Annotated in this window: 13 protein-coding genes; 2 read left to right on the top strand and 11 right to left on the bottom strand. The window is 74.9% G+C overall.

Translation table 11 applies throughout. The annotated features are described in order from the left end of the window. Nucleotides 1-333: 333 nt before the first annotated feature. The 5 genes from LWC35_RS01510 to mftF form a co-directional block, all read right to left on the bottom strand. Nucleotides 334-1044 (bottom strand): SRPBCC family protein, encoded by a 711-nt coding sequence (locus LWC35_RS01510; RefSeq protein WP_232868015.1) that lies wholly within the window; start codon nucleotides 1042-1044, stop codon nucleotides 334-336. Between the two features lie 152 nt (nucleotides 1045-1196). Continuing rightward, nucleotides 1197-2048, bottom strand: a complete 852-nt coding sequence (locus tag LWC35_RS01505; protein WP_232868014.1) for an FAD binding domain-containing protein — start codon at nucleotides 2046-2048, stop codon at nucleotides 1197-1199. Next, on the bottom strand, nucleotides 2045-4525 hold the full coding sequence (locus LWC35_RS01500; RefSeq protein WP_232868013.1) for a xanthine dehydrogenase family protein molybdopterin-binding subunit: 2481 nt from the start codon (nucleotides 4523-4525) through the stop codon (nucleotides 2045-2047). The genes LWC35_RS01505 and LWC35_RS01500 overlap by 4 nt, the downstream gene beginning before the upstream one ends. Nucleotides 4526-4528: 3 nt before the next feature. Further along, entirely contained in the window at nucleotides 4529-5041 is a 513-nt protein-coding gene (locus tag LWC35_RS01495; RefSeq protein ID WP_232868012.1) for a (2Fe-2S)-binding protein, read from the bottom strand. A gap of 276 nt (nucleotides 5042-5317) precedes the next feature. After that, nucleotides 5318-6781: a mycofactocin biosynthesis glycosyltransferase MftF gene (mftF, locus tag LWC35_RS01490; RefSeq protein WP_232868011.1), complete on the bottom strand. Its 1464-nt coding sequence runs from the start codon at nucleotides 6779-6781 to the stop codon at nucleotides 5318-5320. 62 nt (nucleotides 6782-6843) lie between these two features. Between mftF and LWC35_RS01485 the strand changes: the two genes are divergently transcribed. Beyond that, a complete protein-coding gene (locus tag LWC35_RS01485; protein WP_232868010.1) occupies nucleotides 6844-7995 on the top strand; it encodes an alkaline phosphatase family protein in 1152 nt (383 codons plus the stop codon). 67 nt (nucleotides 7996-8062) lie between these two features. Here LWC35_RS01485 and mftE read toward each other — a convergent pair whose 3' ends face one another. From mftE to mftA, 6 genes are all read right to left on the bottom strand, one after another. Further along, nucleotides 8063-8770 carry a mycofactocin biosynthesis peptidyl-dipeptidase MftE gene (gene mftE / locus LWC35_RS01480; RefSeq protein ID WP_232868009.1) on the bottom strand — a complete coding sequence of 236 codons (708 nt, stop codon included), beginning with the start codon at nucleotides 8768-8770 and terminating at the stop codon, nucleotides 8063-8065. 64 nt (nucleotides 8771-8834) lie between these two features. After that, nucleotides 8835-10700: a mycofactocin system FadH/OYE family oxidoreductase 2 gene (locus tag LWC35_RS01475; protein ID WP_232868008.1), complete on the bottom strand. Its 1866-nt coding sequence runs from the start codon at nucleotides 10698-10700 to the stop codon at nucleotides 8835-8837. Beyond that, nucleotides 10700-13027 (bottom strand): oxidoreductase, encoded by a 2328-nt coding sequence (locus LWC35_RS01470; protein WP_232868007.1) that lies wholly within the window; start codon nucleotides 13025-13027, stop codon nucleotides 10700-10702. The genes LWC35_RS01475 and LWC35_RS01470 overlap by 1 nt, the downstream gene beginning before the upstream one ends. Before the next feature lie 64 nt (nucleotides 13028-13091). Further along, on the bottom strand, nucleotides 13092-14315 hold the full coding sequence (gene mftC / locus LWC35_RS01465; protein ID WP_232868006.1) for a mycofactocin radical SAM maturase: 1224 nt from the start codon (nucleotides 14313-14315) through the stop codon (nucleotides 13092-13094). Between the two features lie 22 nt (nucleotides 14316-14337). Beyond that, entirely contained in the window at nucleotides 14338-14658 is a 321-nt protein-coding gene (gene mftB, locus LWC35_RS01460) for a mycofactocin biosynthesis chaperone MftB (protein ID WP_232868005.1), read from the bottom strand. Continuing rightward, nucleotides 14648-14749 carry a mycofactocin precursor MftA gene (gene mftA / locus LWC35_RS01455; protein WP_232868004.1) on the bottom strand — a complete coding sequence of 34 codons (102 nt, stop codon included), beginning with the start codon at nucleotides 14747-14749 and terminating at the stop codon, nucleotides 14648-14650. The genes mftB and mftA overlap by 11 nt, the downstream gene beginning before the upstream one ends. A 200-nt stretch (nucleotides 14750-14949) precedes the next feature. Here mftA and LWC35_RS01450 point away from each other — a divergent pair, with 200 nt between their 5' ends. Continuing rightward, a complete protein-coding gene (locus tag LWC35_RS01450) occupies nucleotides 14950-16095 on the top strand; it encodes a GNAT family N-acetyltransferase (RefSeq protein WP_232868003.1) in 1146 nt (381 codons plus the stop codon). The last annotated feature ends 49 nt before the right edge of the window (nucleotides 16096-16144 follow it).

Genomic DNA, 16144 nt, shown 5'->3' with positions numbered 1-16144 from the left:
CCGGTCGCCGGCACGACCACGAACAGCGGCACCCGGGGCAGCCACGACCCCGGCACGGTCTCCAGGGCGGTGGGCCAGGCGGGCATGCTGCTGCGGTCGTGCCCCGCGAGCAGCAGGATCCCCTCCACCACGACCACCAGGAACGCGCCGGTCAGCCAGGCCTCTCGACGGGCGTCGCCGGCGGCCGTCAGGACGCCGGCGGCGCACCGTCCCTCGCGAGGGCGGCAGCGGCCGCATCTCCGACGGCACCGAGCTCGAGACGGCGATCGAGTGCACGAACGCCGAGGGCCGGCGACCCGTGCGGGTCGCCGGCCCCGGGACGCCGAGTTCGGGTCAGCTCTTCCGCAGGGCGCGGATGATCAGGAAGATCGCGAGCAGCACACCGAGCCCGCCGGCGACCGGGACGAGGCGCTTCACGATCGGGGCGCCCGCGGTGTCGAGCAGGTCGATGGCGTCGACGCTGCTCTTCATCGGGGCCGGCTTGCTGGCGGCGGAGGTGTCGGTCGGCTTCGGCACCTCCGCGGCGACCCCGCCGGCGGTCGGGGTGGCCGGGGCGGCGGTGGTCGCCGGGGTGACCGGCTCGGCCTGGGCCTCGTGCTTCTCGGTGAGCTTGTCGGCGAGGCAGGACGAGAACTGCCCGATGATCTTGTCGGCGACGTCCGAGATCACGCCGCGGCCGAACTGGGCCGGGCGGCCGGTGATGGTCATGTCGGTGACCATCGTCACCTCGGTCTTGTCCGGACCGTCGGCCTTCATGGTGCCGGTGACCTTGGCGGCTGCGGTGCCGTTGCCGCGCGAGTCGCGCCCGGTGGCGTCGATGACGACCTTGTGGTTGGCGTCGTCCCGCTCGATGTAGGTGCCCTTGCCCTTGTACGTCAGCGAGATCGGCCCCAGCTTCACCTTGACCGTGCCGGTGAAGGAGTCGCCCGTGTACTCGGTGAGCGTGGCGCCGGGGAAGCAGGGGGCGACGGTCTCCGGGTTGTTCAGGGCCGCCCAGGCGTCCGCGATGGGCGCCGCGATCGTGAACTTGTTCTCCAGCTGCATGACTTCCAGTCTCCTCGTCGGCGAGCCGTGCCCGGCGGGTGCGGGTGGGCTCCTGGTAGGAGAAACGGCGGGACGCCTGCCCGGGTGCCCGGGCAGGCGTCCAGCCGTCTCGCTCTTGCCCACGGAGACACTGCTCGCTCCGCGGGCCGTGCTCAGCCGGCGGCCGCCAGCACCGCTCGGCCGGTGAGCACCTTGGCCAGGTGCTCACGGTAGTCGGCCGCGGCATCGGCGTCACTCGGAGCGGCAGTGCCCTCCGTCGCGTGCTCGGCCGCGGCCCGCACCGAGTCCGCGGTCGCGGGCTGGCCGACGAGCGCCTGCTCGACGCCGGTGGCCCGGATCGGCGTGGTGCCCATGTTCGTCAGCCCGATGCGGGCCTCGGCGATCGAGCCGCCCTCCACCCGCAGCGCGGCGGCGACGGCCACCATCGACCAGGCCTGGGCGGTGCGGTTGAACTTCTCGTAGTGCGTGCTCCAGCCGGTGTACTTCGGGAACCGCACCTGGGTGAGGATCTCGCCCTCGCCGATCGCGGTGGTGAAGTAGTCGACGAAGAACTCGGCCGCCGGGACCGTGCGGGTCCCGGAGGACCCGGCGATCACGAACTCGGCGTCGAGCGCCAGTGCGACGGCGCCCAGGTCACCGGCCGGGTCGGCGTGCGCCAACGCGCCGCCGAGGGTGCCGCGGTGCCGGACCTGCGGGTCCGCCACCGTCGCGGTGGCCTGCGACAGCAGCGAGACGTGCTGCTTGACCAGGTCGTCGCGCAGCACGTCGTGGTGCGGGGCCATGGCGCCGATGGCGATCCGGTCCCCGTCCTCGCTGATCTGCCGCAGCTCCGGGATGCCGCCCAGGTCGATGACGACCGACGGCGCGGCCAGCCGCAGCCGCAGGACCGGCAGCAGGCTCTGCCCACCGGCCAGGATCTTGGCGTCGTCCCCGCCCTGCTGGAGCGCGCTGACGGCCTCCTCGACCGACGACGGCCGGACGTAGTCGAACTTGGCGGGGATCACTGGACCTCTCCCTGCGGGTTGTTGGGGTCGATGGAACCGAGGCCGGCGCCCGGCGAGTGGGTGTCGATGGGCGTCTCCTGGGTGGAGCGCCCCTGCGCCTCCTGGATGGCGCGCCACACGCGCTGCGAGGTCGTCGGCATCTGGATGTCGGCGACCCCGAGGTGACGGACCGCGTCGAGCACGCCGTTGACGATCGCCGGGGTGGAGGCGATGGTGCCCGCCTCGCCCACGCCCTTCACCCCGAGCGGGTTCGACGTGGCCGGGGTGCTGACGATCTCCGTGGTGAAGCTCGGCAGGTCGGCCGCCGACGGCAGCGTGTAGTCGACGAAGGTGCCGTTGACCAGGGTGCCCTGGTCGTCGTAGTTGGCCTCCTCGAACAGCGCCTGCGCGATGCCCTGGGCGAGGCCGCCGTGGACCTGGCCCTCGGCGATCAGCGGGTTGACGACGTTGCCGATGTCGTCGACGCAGACGTAGTGGCGCAGGTTCACCCGGCCCGTCTCGGTGTCGACCTCCATGGCCGCGAGGTGGGTCCCGTGCGGGAAGGAGAAGTTCTCCGGGTCGTACACGGCGTCGGAGTCCAGTGACGGCTCCATGCCCTCCGGGTAGTCGTGCGCCATGAACGCGGCGAACGCGATCTCCTGGATGGCCTTGCCCTTGTCCGTGCCGCGGACGGTGAACTGCCCGGCGCTGAACTCGATGTCGGCCTCGTCGGCCTCGAGGAGGTGCGCGGCGATCTTCTTGGCCTTCTCGATGACCTTGTCCGCGGCCATCGTGATGGCGATGCCGCCGACGACCAGCGACCGCGAGCCGTAGGTGTCGAGGCCCTTGGGCGACGACGCGGTGTCGCCGTGCAGGATCTCGACGTCCTCGAACGGCACGCCCAGCTTGTCCGCGACGATCTGGCTGAAGGCCGTCTCGTGGCCCTGCCCGTGCGCGGAGGCGCCGGTGATGACCTCGACCTTGCCGGTGGCCAGCATGCGGATGCTCGCGGCCTCCCAGCCGCCGGCACCGTAGGCCAGCGAGCCGAGCACGCGCGACGGGGCGAGCCCGCACATCTCGGTGAAGGTCGAGATGCCGATGCCCAGCTGGACCTTGTCGCCGCGCTCGCGGCGCTCGGCCTGCTCGCGGCGCAGGGCGTCGTAGTCGAAGAGCTCCTTGGCCCGGGCGGTGGCCTGCTCGTAGTTGCCCGAGTCGTAGGTCAGCCCGCACACCGTGGTGAACGGGAACTCCTCGTGCTTGATCCAGTTCTGCTCGCGCAGCTCCAGCGGCTCGCGGCCGAGCTCGACGGCGAGCTCGTCGATGATGCGCTCGACGCCGAACGTGGCCTCCGGACGGCCGGCGCCGCGGTAGGCGTCGGTCAGCGTCTTCGTGGTGAAGACGTTGGTGGTCTGGAAGCGGTAGGCCGGGATCTTGTAGATCGCGTTGAACATGAACGCGCCCAGCACCGGCACGCCCGGGCCGACCAGGCCCAGGTAGGCGCCCATGTCGGCGAGCAGCCTGACGTCCAGGCCCGTGATCGTGCCGTCCTTCTTGGCGGTGATCGTGAGGTCCTGGATCTGGTCCCGCCCGTGGTGGGCGGTGAGCATGCACTCCGAGCGGGTCTCGGTCCACTTGACCGGCCGACCCAGCTTCCGGGCCAGCAGGACCGTCATCATCTCCTCGGGCAGCACGCCGATCTTGCCGCCGAAGCCACCGCCCACGTCGGGGGCGATGACCCGCAGCTTCGACTCGGGGATGCCGAGCGTGACCGTGGTCATGGTGCGGAGGATGTGCGGGACCTGGGTCGCCGACCAGATGACGATCTGCTCGCCGGTCGGGTCGACCACGCAGGAGCGCGGCTCCATGAACGCCGGGACCAGGCGCTGCTGGCGGAACCGGCGCCGGACGACGACCTGGTCCGGGTCGGCCTCGGCGGCGGCGATCGCGTCGGCGACGCTGCCGCCGGTGCCGGCCTCGCCGGAGTCGAAGACCCAGGTGGCGGACTCGTTGGTGCCCAGGTCCGGGTGCACCAGGGTGGCGCCCTCGGCGAGCGCGGCCTCCATGTCGAGGACCGGGTCGAGCGGGTCGTAGTCGACCTCGACGAGGTCCGCGGCGTCCTTGGCCTCGGCGGCGCTGCGCGCGACGACGACCGCCACGCCCTCACCGGCGAAGTGGACGGTGTCCTTGGCGAGGACGGGGCGCTGCGGCGCCTTCTGGTCGGGGGTGATCGGCCAGGCGCACGGCATGCCGACCTCGTCGGCACCCAGGTCCGAGACGGTGTAGACGCCGTGCACGCCCGGGGCGCGCTTGGCCTCGGCGGTGTCGATGCCCGTGATCCGCGCGTGCGCCAGCGGGGAGCGGACGACGGCGACGTGCAGGGTCCCAGGCGGGGTGATCGCGTCGGTGTAGCGGGTCCGGCCGGTGATCAGGCGGGCGTCCTCCTTGCGGACGCGGGCCTTGCCGAACTCGAGTGCGGTGGTGTCGGCGGTCGCGGTCATCTCTCAGTCTCCTGCGACGGGTGCGGGCGTCTCGGTCGGGGCGGACGCGCCGGGCTTCATCATCTGGGCCGCGCGCTGCACGGACCGCACGATGTTCTGGTAGCCGGTGCAGCGGCAGAGGTTGCCCTCGATGCCCTCGCGCACCTCGCCCTCGTCGGGGTCGGGGTTGTCCCCGAGCAGGTCGACGGCGGCCATGATCATGCCGGGCGTGCAGTAGCCGCACTGCAGGCCGTGGCACTCGTTGAAGGCGGCCTGGACCGGGTGCAGCTGGCCGTCGCGGGCCAGGCCCTCGATGGTCAGCACCTCCCCGCCGTCCGCCTGGACCGCCAGTACCGAACAGCTCTTCACGCTCTGCCCGTTCAGGTGGACGGTGCAGGCACCGCAGTTGCTCGTGTCACAGCCGATCAACGTGCCCGTCTTCCCGAGCCGTTCCCTGAGGTACTGGACCAGCAACATGCGGGGCTCGACCTCGTCGGCGTAGTTCACGCCGTCGACGGTGACCCGGACCTCTGCCATGAGTCTCTCTCCCAACCGCGGTGGTGGTCGCGTCCTCCGGGAGAGCCACCGGTGGCCGGTGTGCTCTCGCGCCGCGCACACATCTGTGGCGGCGAGCACATCACACTCCCGATCATCAGGCGGTGCAAGGCGCCCAAAGTCCCCTCCCACCAGGGCGGACGCGCTCGTCCGAGAGAGATCCGCAGCCGCGGATCGTTGCGACCCTACGACCCGCAGACGCGGTGCGTCCGGGCAGGGCCAATCACCCGTCCGGACCAGTCCACTCGGGGGGTCGGGTCACTTCCGACCGGGTGCGACGGGGCGGAGCGCGGCCGTGTCGCGGGCCTTCCCGGCGCCCCACCAGAGCCCCGCGCCGTACGCCAGGTCGTCCAGGCGGTGGGCGACCAGGTGGGTCACGGGGTCCGGTCGAACGGCCGGGTCGTGGTGCCGGTGCGTCCACCAGTCCCCCAGCCCCTCGGCGACCGCGGCGAGCAGCACCGCCCGCCGCAGGCGCCGGGAGAAGGGCACCAGGGCCGCGGTGACGGGCCAGTGGTGGCGCAGCAGCGCGTTCGCGACCTGCAGGGCGGCGCCGGAGAGCCCGAGCCCGGCCAGCCGGGCCGCCGACACCCGCGGCCGTTCGAGCCGGGAGAGCTTGCGGGACAACCGTTCCGCCGCCACGCCGGTGACCACCGCCGCCACCGGCACCGACCACCGGCGCTGCGCCAGCAGCGCCGCACACGCCGCCGCCGTCCACGGGCTGAGCACCATCGGCGGGACCGCACCCCGGTGCCGGCGGGCGAGCGGGGCGGCGCCCGTGCCGTAGTAGGCCTTGCGCAGCCACCACGCGCCCGGTGTCGTCCGGTGGTCGTGCGCGACGCGGGCGGCGGGCTCGTAGCGCAGGCGCCTGCCCGCGGCGTGCAGCCGCAGCACGAGGTCGACGTCCTCGGCCACGTGCATGTCCTCGTCGAACCCCGCACCGACGGCGTCGCGCCGGACCAGCATCGCCGCGCTCGGCACGTAGGCGACCCGGCTGCGCGGCACGATGAGCGCCGGATCGGGGCCCAGGTCCAGGCTGGACCGGACGGCCTCGTACCGGCCGATCGCGCTCCGGAGCCGGAGCCTGCGGAGCCGACCATCGGGACCGACCGGATGCAGTGCCACGATCCGCGGGGCCACGAGCGCCACGGCCGGGTCGGCGAGGTGCTCCAGCAGCGGGTCGAGCCAGCCCGGCTGCGGCACGACGTCGGAGTCCAGGAACATCACCAGCGGCGTGGTGGCGGCGGCCAGCCCGGCATTGCGGGCGGCGGCCGGTCCGCGCGGGGTCTCGTGCCGGATCACGCGGCCGCCGGCGGCCTCGACCGTGGCGGCGAGTCCCTCGGGGTCCGCCCCGCCGTCGTCGACCACGACCAGGCCGCCGAGGTCCGCGGGCAGGGTGGCGAGCAGCCGGTCGAGCGGGCGGTCCTTCACCGGGACGACGACCGTGACCTCGCCGCGCCTCGGCCCGCCGGGGATCGGGTGGGCCGGGTGGGCGAGACCGGAGTCGAGCAGCGTGCGGGCCAGGGCCCGGGAGGTCGGGTCCGCGACGGTCACCGAGTCGCCCGCACCGAGGACGGCCTGCGCCCGCGCGGTCAGGTGGACGAGCTTGGGCGGCGCCCCGCCGAGCAGCGCCGACCCGCCGTCGCGCCCGGCCAGCCGGCGCACCCGCCGGTCCAGCACCACCCGCATCCCGTCCGGCAACGGTCCCGGCCTCGTCGCACCCACCCGGGAATCCAAACACGCGGGCGTGCTCCCGGGACCGCCCCGTGACGTGGGACGCTCACGCCGTGTCCACCGCTGATCAGCTGCTCCCGCGGTACGGCGAGCGCTCGCTGGCCGAGGTGTTCCCCGCCGTCCTCGCCGCGCTGGGCGTGGCCGGTCCGGCACCCGCGATCCCGCTGCCGCCGGTGCGCGCAGCCGCGGTCCTGCTCGTCGACGGGCTGGGCGCCGAGCTGCTCCGGGACCACGCCGACGACGCGCCGTTCCTGACCTCGCTCGCGGGCGAGCCGCTGACCGTCGGCTTCCCGTCGAGCACCTCCATCAGCATCACCTCGCTCGGCACCGGGCTGCCGCCTGGCGGGCACGGCGTGGTCGGGATCAGCTTCCGGGCCTGCGGCGACGCGCTTCTCGACTCGCTGAAATGGACCACCTACGGCGAACCCGAGCCCGCCGACCTGCGCGAGTCCCTGCCGCCGGAGCAGATCCAGCCCGCGCCCACCGCGCTCGAACGGGCCGCGGCCGACGGGGTGCGGGTGACCGCGGTGGGGCCGCGGGCCTTCCGCGGCTCCGGCCTGACCCGGGCGGCGCTGCGCGGCGGGCACTACCGCGGGGTGCTGGCGCTCGGCGACCTCGCCGCCGAGGTCGCGGACGCGCTCGCCGGCCCGGGCCGCCGGCTCTGCTACGGCTACCACGCCGACCTCGACACCCTCGGCCACGTGCACGGTCCGGGGTCGGTGGCGTGGCGCTACCAGCTGCGGCAGATCGACCGGCTCGTGGAGACGGTCGCCGACCGGCTGCCGCGCGACGCGCTGCTCGTGGTCACCGGTGACCACGGCATGGTCCAGGTGACCCGCCGCTACGACGCCGACGAGCTCGCCCCGCTGCGGCTCGGCGTCCGGCTGCTCGGCGGTGACCCGCGGGCCCGGCACGTCTACGTCGAGGAGGGCGCGCTCGACGAGGTGCAGGCCGCCTGGCGGGAGACCCTCGCGGACGACGCCTGGGTCGTCACGCGGGACGTGGCGGTGGCCGCGGACTGGTTCGGTCCGCTCGGGCCGCACGTCGCCGACCGGATCGGGGATCTCGTCGTCGCGCTGCGCGGGTCGGCCGGGGTGGTGCGGACGGTCGCCGAGCCGGTCCTCGCCGGCCTGCCCGGCCAGCACGGCTCGCTGACCGCGGCGGAGCAGCTGGTGCCGCTGCTGGTGGCGACCACCGCGCGGTGAGGCCGACACGACCGGCATCCCTTCGGCGGCGCGCGCAACCGCGGGGACCTTCACCAGCGCGAACGGGTCAGCTCCCGAACGCCAGCCGGCCCGTTCCCTCGTCCGGCTCCCATCGTGCGACGGCGGCGGTGAGCGCGTCGGTCATCGCGGCGAGCAGGGCCTCGCCCTCCTCGGCGGAGGCGCCGCGCGGGTCACCGAGGATGCCGTTGGGGCTGACCCCGGCCACGCCCTTCTCCCGCATCTCCGGCAGCAGCTCGCGCAGCGGGGCGGTCGCGCCGGTTTCGCGCTCGTCGCCGACCCGACCTCCGAGGGCGAGCATCAGGGAGGTCTCGGTGCGGCCGGCGTGTGCGTCGCCGCGGACGCCCGGCGCCACGCAGGGCACCCAGGCGGCGTCGCGGCCCTCGTAGCGGAGCAGCCGGACGGCCTCGACCAGGGTGGCGACGTTGCCGCCGTGGCCGTTGACGAACACCAGCCGGGCCGCCCACCGGCAGGCCGAGCGGCCGAGCTCGACCAGCACCGCGCGCAGGGCCTCGTGGCCGATCGAGACCGTGCCCGGGAACCCCTCGTGCTCCCCCGCGGCGCCGTACGCGACGGCGGGGGCGAGCACCAGAGCGGGATCGCGCTGCTCCATCCGGGCGGCCACCCGCTCCGCCACGCGCACGTCCGTCGTCAACGGCAGATGGGGCCCGTGCTGCTCGACCGACCCGACCGGCACGACCATGCTCCGGGGTGGACCGTCGGCGAGGACCGTCCACGTGAGCTCGTCCGCCCTCACCGTCGACCTGCGCGAACGAGGTTGTCCACAGTGTGGATCCACAGGTGGACACCACTCTCAGGTTTCACAGGCTCACCGCCAGCCGCTCGCCGTCGCGGAGCGCGGCGTCCATCCGCCGCGGGGCCAGGCAGTCACCGATCCGGTGGACCCCGGCACGGTGACGCAGTGTGGACCACAGGGCGTCGTCGGGCTCGGCGGGGACCGCACAGACCACGGCGTCGACCTCCCTCGTCTCGCTCCTGCCCGTGGGATGGTGCACCAGGGTCGCCCGGCCCGGTTCGACGGCCGTCACGAGCCGGGCCGTGGTGAGCCGGATGCCGGCCGCGTGCGCCCGGCGGCGGAAGCCCTCCCGGTCGAGCGTCAGGCCGAGGTCCTGGCCGACCACCATCCCCGGGGTCACGATCTCCACGGTGCAGCCGCGGGCGGCCAGCAGCTCGGCCACGGAGGTGGCGTGGTGGAAACCCAGCTCGTCGACGACGAGCACGGCGCCGGTGGGCGCGGCGGTGCCGGCGAGCACGTCCCGGACGTCGACCGTGCCGGGCCGGCGGGCCGGTCGGGCTCCCGTGGCCAGGACGACGGCGTCGGCGCTCCCGAGGTCCCCGGGCTCGCCGTGCACGATCTCGACCCCGGCCCGCTCGCACTCGCCGAGGAGGTCCCGGACGACGTGGGCGAGCTCGCCCCGCCCGGGCGCCAGGGCGGCGAGGGCGAGCTGCCCGCCCGGCCGGTCGCGCTCGTAGAGGGTCACCCGGTGTCCGCGGGCGGCGGCCGTCGCGGCGGCCCGCAGCCCCGCCGGGCCGCCCCCCACGACGACCACCCGCCGCGGCACGCCGGGCGCCGGCAGCGGGACGGCCTCCCGCCCGGCCCGCGGGTTCACCGCGCAGCGCAGTGGACGGTTCATCCCGACCCGGCCGACACAGTCCTGGTTGCACCCCACGCAGACCCGGGTCGGCCCGGCCGGCGCCGCGAAGTCCGGGGAGGCGATCTGTCCCCGCGCGACGCCGACCAGGTCGCAGTGCCCCTCGACCAACGCCCGCTCCGCGACCGCGGGCTCGGTGAAGCGTCCGACCGCGACGACCGGGAGCCGCACCGCCGCCCTGATCGCCGAGGGGATGAAGGTCGCGTAGTCGGCCGGCGTGTGCATCGAGGCCTCGATGAGGTGCAGCGACGCCGTGGCCACGCCGATCGAGGTGTTGAGGTGGTCGACCTCGCCGGTCCGCTCGAGCAGGCGGGCCAGGGCGACCCCCGCGTCGAGCCCGATCCCGCCCTCGATGCCCTCCTCGCCGCCGATCCGCACGCCGAGGACCCGGCCCCCCAGCTCCCGCCGGACCGCGGCGACGATCCGGAGCAGCAGCCGGGCCCGGTTCTCCAGGGTGCCGCCGTACACGTCGTCGCGGTGGTTGGTCGCGGGGGAGAGGAAGCAGCGGACCAGGGAGGCGTGCGAGCACTGCAGCTCGACGCCGTCGAACCCGCCCTCGACGCAGTGCCGCGCGGTGCGCGCGTACCCGGCCACGACGTCGTCGAGGTCCGCCTCCGTCATCGCGACCGGGACCTCGCGGAACATCGGGTCGGGGACGGCGGAGGGCCCGCGGACGGGCTCGCGGGAGTACATCCCGGAGGACTGCGGCCCGTTGTGGTTGAGCTGGGCGAGGACGACCGCGCCGTGCGCGTGCACGGCGTCGGTGAGCGCGCGGTAGCCCGGGAGCACCGCGGGGTCGTGGCCGCGGATGAGCTTCTCGTAGGGGCGGTCGTGCGGATGGACCGAGTGCTCCTCGGTGATCACCATCCCGGCCCCGCCCGCGGCCCGGGCGGCGTAGTAGGCGGCGTGCTCCCGGGTGGGCAGGCCGTCCGTCGCGTAGCCGGTGAGGTGGGCGGTGAAGACGAGGCGGTTGCGCAGGGTCAGTCGTCCGGCCCGCAGCGCTTCGTGCAGCATCACGACCCCGGTGGGCGCGCAGGGTCGGCGGAGGGGCGGCCGGCCGGGACCGCCGCCGGCGAGCTGCCGAGACCGTGCACCGCCCGCCTCCCCTCCCGCACCGCCTCGTGCACGGTCCGGGGCGCCACGCAGTCCCCCGCCACCACCAGCCGCGCCTCCCGATCCCGCGAGTCGCGCGCCGGGCTCCCGCGCCCCGCACCCTGAACGCCCGCGGGTCGCGCTGCCGGCTCCCGCGAGTCGCACTCCCTACCCCCGCGAGTCGGGACTTCCGGCAGCGCGAGTCGGGAGCTCCGGGAGCGCGAGTCGGGAGCTTCCGGCTCCCCCCGCAGGAGGCCGGGGTGCCCGCGCCACAGGCCGTCGTCGGGCAGCCGGTGGGCGCAGTCGATCACCACGGTGCAGGGCACCTCCCGGGCCGCACCGTGGTCGACGTCCGTGAGCAGCGCCGTCCCACTCCCGACGGACCGCAGGCGGGCGAAGAGCTCTCGCACGACGCCGGCCCGCTCGAGGCGGGCGTTGGCGTCGGCGAGGTCCCCGGTGCGGGAGAGCTGGGTGCCGGCGACGGCGTCGGGTGTGACGAGCACGCACGGCACCCCCGCCGCCGCGACCTGCTCGGCGACCCCCACACCCGTCCAGTCGCCGATCGGGTCGTGCACGACCACGTGTGCTCCGGCAGGCAGCACGGCGGACGTCGCATCGGGTCCGGGCGGGTCGGACGGTCGACGGGGTCCGGCCGCGGCGTGCACGGCGGCCTCGAACTCGCCCGCCGGGAGCACGACGACGTCGGGTCCGGCGACGAAGGCGGGCGGCGACGGCACGGACCCGGTCGCGAGCACGACGTCCCCGCTCAGGTCCGCGGGATCCGCCTCGACCCCGAGGGCCACGTCCACACCGAGCCGGTCGAGCTCGCGCTCCCACCACTCCACGAGCAGGCCGAAGCGCGCCCGTCCGTGGACGGCCGCGGCGAACCGCAACGCACCGCCGAGCCGTGGCGCCCGCTCCACCAGCCGCACCCGGTGGCCGTGCAGCGCCGCCGTCCGGGCGGCCTCCAACCCGGCCGGGCCACCGCCGACGACGAGCAGGTCGCCCCGCGCCCCGCCCGGCGTGAGCGGGAGCGGCGGGTCGAGGGTCTCGTGCCCCGACCGCGGCTCCGCCTCGTCGCTGACCAGGGGGTTCCGCGGGTCGCGCGCGCGGTGCTGGTTGGCGAGGGTGCAGGGACGGATGCGCTCGGGCGTCCCGGCCCGGACGTGCGCGACGAGCCGGGGGTCGGCGATCTGTGCCCGCGTCATCTCGACGAGCGCGACCCCCTCCTCGAGCGCCGCCTCCGCCATCGCCGGGTCCACCACGCTGCCCTGCAGCACGACCGGCACGCCGAGCCCGAGGACGCCGCGGGCGAGGGGAAGGTTGAAGCCGGGCGGGGTGTGCAGGTCGGGGCGGGTCGCGGAGACGGTGAGGCCCGATCCCCGCACCGGCACGAGGTAGTCGACGAGCTGCGCGATGCTCGCCCGCTCTCCCGGAACTGCCGACTCGGTGTCCCGGAGCCGCCGACTCGCGGGGAGGGAACTCGCGACTCGCGCGGCCGGAACTCCCGACTCGCGGTGCCGGAACTCCCGACTCGCGGGGGAGGCCGGCAGCGGTGCCGTCAGCGCGGCCGGTGCGGAGTCCGGGGTGATGCCCGCCCAGGGGGCGAGCTCGTCGCAGCAGAGGCGCAGGCCCAGGACGTGGTCCGGGCCGAGCGCGGCACGCACCGCCCCGACGACCTCGCGGAGGAGCAGGGAGCGGTCCTCCCCGTAGGCGTCGGGGCGGTGGTTGGTCAGCCCGGACAGGAACTGCCGGAGCAGGGAGTGCTGCCCCGCCTGGATCTCGACCCCGTCGAGCCCCGCGACCACCGCTGCCGCGGCGGCCGCGGCGAAGCCCGCGACCAGCGCGTCGATCTCCGTCCGTTCCATGACCTGCGGGACCTCGCGGGACACGACGTCCGACACCCCGGAGGCGCCCCAGAGCGCCCGCCCGGTGAAGGCGGGGGTGCCCTGTGCCCCGGCGTGCCCGAGCCCGGCGAGCACCAGGGCCGGCCCGCACTCCGACCGGATCGCGCGCCAACCGGGGCCGCAGGACGCGGCCAGCGGCGCCCGCTCGTACGGGTGGTCCGACTCGTGGACCGACGCCGTCTCGGTGACGATCACCCCGCACCCGCCCGCAGCCCGCTCGGCGTAGTAGGCCACGTGCCGCTCGGACAGGGCGCGCCCGCGACCGAGGTTGGTGACGTGCGGGCCGAAGAGGACCCGCGACGGCGCCGATCGGCCGCGGAGTTGCAGCGGCGAGGTGAGCATCGGAAGGTGGGTCGCGCGGCGCCGGACCCGTCGTCCCCGGGTCCGGCGCCGGCGGTCTAGAGGGTTACGAGCCGGCGACCGGGAGCCGCAGGCCCGAGTCGGTCTCCGACGCGCCCATGCCCGCGAGGGGGCTGGTCTCGCAGGCGCGGTCCGGACGGCCCATCGAGAGCTGCAGCAGGACCGGCGACTTCTTGCCGAGCTTCGTCCGCGAGTGGTCGACCTCGGACTTCGGGATCACGTGGTCCTCGCCGCGGGCCGCGAGGGCCTGCTCGCCGAACCCGCGCACGCACTCGGGGTCCGGGCCGTCGAGCGGGAGGCCGGTGAAGAACTTGGCCGCCATGCACCCGCCCTGGCAGGCGTCGTAGTGCATGCAGCTCTGGCAGGCCCCGCCGGTCTGCGGCCGGCGCAGCTCGGTGAACAGCTCCGAGGACTCCCACACCTTCTGGAAGCCACCGGGGGACCGGACGTTGCCCGCGAGGAAGTTCTCGTGGATCGCGAACGGGCAGGCGTAGACGTCGCCGACCGGGTCGATCAGGCAGACGACGCGCCCCGCACCGCACAGGTTCAGGCCCGGCAGCGCCTCGCCGAACGCCGAGAGGTGGAAGAAGGAGTCCCCGGTGAGGACCTGGTCGCCGCGGTCGACGAGCCAGTCGTACATCTGCTTCTGCTGGCCGGGCAGCGGGTGCAGCTCGTCCCACACGTCGGCGCCGCGGCCGGACGGGCGCAGCCGGGTGATCCGCAGCTGCGCGCCGTACTTGTCCGCGATGGCCTTGAACTCGTCGAGCTGGTCGACGTTCTGCCGGGTCATGACGACCGAGATCTTCGGCTGCGCGAACCCGGCCTCGGCCAGGTTCTCCAGCGCCCTGATCGCCATGTCGTACGAGCCGGGGCCGCGGACGTAGTCGTTGACCTCGGGGGTCGCGCCGTCGAGCGAGATCTGGATGTCGACGTAGTCGGTCGCCGCCAGCTGGGCGGCCCGCTCCTTGTCGATCTTCAGGCCGTTCGTGGAGAACTTGACCCCGACGTTGTGCGCGATGGAGTAGTCGAGCAGCTCCCAGAAGTCCGGTCGGACCGTGGGCTCGCCGCCGCCGATGTTGATGTAGAAGACCTGCATCCGCTGCAGCTCGTCGATCACGGCCTTGGCCTCGGCGGTCGACAGCTCACGCGGGTCGCGGCGGCCGGACGAGGACAGGCAGTGGGCGCACGAGAGGTTGCAGGCGTAGGTGAGCTCCCACGTCAGGCAGATCGGCGAGTTGAGGCCGTACTGGAAGTGATCGACCAGCTTCATCGGGGGCACTCCGGTGTGGTGGTTACTGGCGGGCTTCGATCGTCCCCGAGGCGGCCAGACCGGCCAGGGCCTTCAGGTAGGCGGGGCGCTGGGTCTCCTCGACGCCCGCGGCCGCGATGGCCGAGTGGACGTCCGGGTGGTCCTCGAGCCCCTTGACGACCTCCACGAGCGGGAGGGTCTTCAGGAAGGAGAGCTTGCGGGTGCCGAAGTGGTACACCAGCGCCCCGAACGGCTCGGGCCGCAGGGACACGTGCGGGCTGCACCGGTAGGGGGCGCCGGGGTCGAAGACGGAGCTGTCGCCGACCCCGGCGGCACCAGCGCTCTCGGCGCTCTTAGTAGACACCGCACATGCCGTCGATGGAGACCTCCTCGACGAGGGTCTCCTCGACGACGGGGGCGTCCTCGACCTGCTCGGACTTCTCGATCGGGGCCATGGGGTACCTCCTGGTGCGACCTGGTGGACATCGGTGTCGGACGTGCCGGCCGGCAGGTCGGACGATATTGGCACCGGGTGCCGGAAGCAAGGGGCCCGTAGGGTCCCCCTCCGTTCGGAGAGGCGGCGCCAGGGCCGCGACGATCTGCACCGGCCCCGCCCGGGGAGGACGGACGCCCAGGTGGCGGGCATCCTGACCCGGTGCCCGCGCCCGCGACCCTGCTGCACCTGACCACCCCCGCCGAGTGGCGTACAGCTCTCCGGACGGGCGCCGTGACGCCGCCGTCGCTCGCGGAGGTCGGCTTCGTCCACCTCTCCACGGCCGACCAGGTCGCCCTCCCGGCCGACCGCCTCTTCTCCGGGCGCAGGGACCTGCTGCTGCTCGCCGTCGACGCGGCGACGGTCGGCTGCGAGATCCGCTACGAGCCGGGCGTGCCCGGCGATCCCGCGGCCCTGCGCTTCCCGCACGCCTACGGTCCCGTGCCGGTCTCGGCCGTCGTCGCCGTCTCGGCCTACCGCCCCGGGCCCGACGGCAGGTTCGCCGCGCCACCCGAGCCGCCCGCCCGCACCGACCACGCCGGGCGGTTGCGGGCCTTCGCCGACTCCCTGCCGCGCCGGGTGGCGAGCGCGGAGGAGCCCGCCGCCGGCGGGGTCGCCGTGCTGCAGGACGACGTCCCCTGGGCGCCCGCGCTGAACCGGCTCCTGGTCGACGACGGCACCCCGGCACAGGAGATCGCCGCCGAGGCCGACCGGGTGCTGGGCGCGGCGGGACGCGACCACCGCTGCGTGACGATCCGGGGGACCGACCCCGGCCCGGTCGCCCGGGAGCTCGGCCGGTCCGGCTGGTGGGTGCAGCACGACGTCGTCATGGCCCGCGGGACCGACGGCGCGGTCCCGGCGTCGGCCGCGGAGGAGGTGCCCCTCGACGGGGAGACGGACGCGGGGCCGAGCTTCGGCGCCGTGCGGGAGCTCTGGGGCCGGGCCTGGCGGTCCGACCTGGCTCCCGACGACCCCCGCCGGCTCCGGTTGCCGGACCGGTACCTCGTCGAGGACCGCGGGACCGATCTCCGCGTGCTGGCCGTGCGCGAGGGGGACGAGGTCGTCGCCGCGGCCGCGCTCTACCTCGACGGCGCCACGGCGGTGCTCGAGGCGGTGGAGACCGACGCCGCGCACCGGGGCCACGGACACGGGAACGCCCTGCTCGACGCGGCCCTGGCGGCCGCGCGCCGGGCCGGCTGCGACCTGCTGGCCCTGCACGCGCAGGCCTACGGCGCGCCCCGGGACTGGTACTCGCGGCACGGCTTCCGGGTGCTCGACGACGCGTGGTCGGCCGGTCGCGAGCCGTGACGCCACGCCGCCCCGAGGGCCGGTCGCGCGCGCTCCCCCGTCAGGCCGT

The organism is Pseudonocardia kujensis (genome assembly GCF_021283305.1).
Lineage (GTDB): Bacteria > Actinomycetota > Actinomycetes > Mycobacteriales > Pseudonocardiaceae > Pseudonocardia > Pseudonocardia kujensis.
The sequence above is the reverse complement of the archived record's forward strand: the minus strand, read 5'-3'. Positions and strand labels throughout refer to the sequence as shown.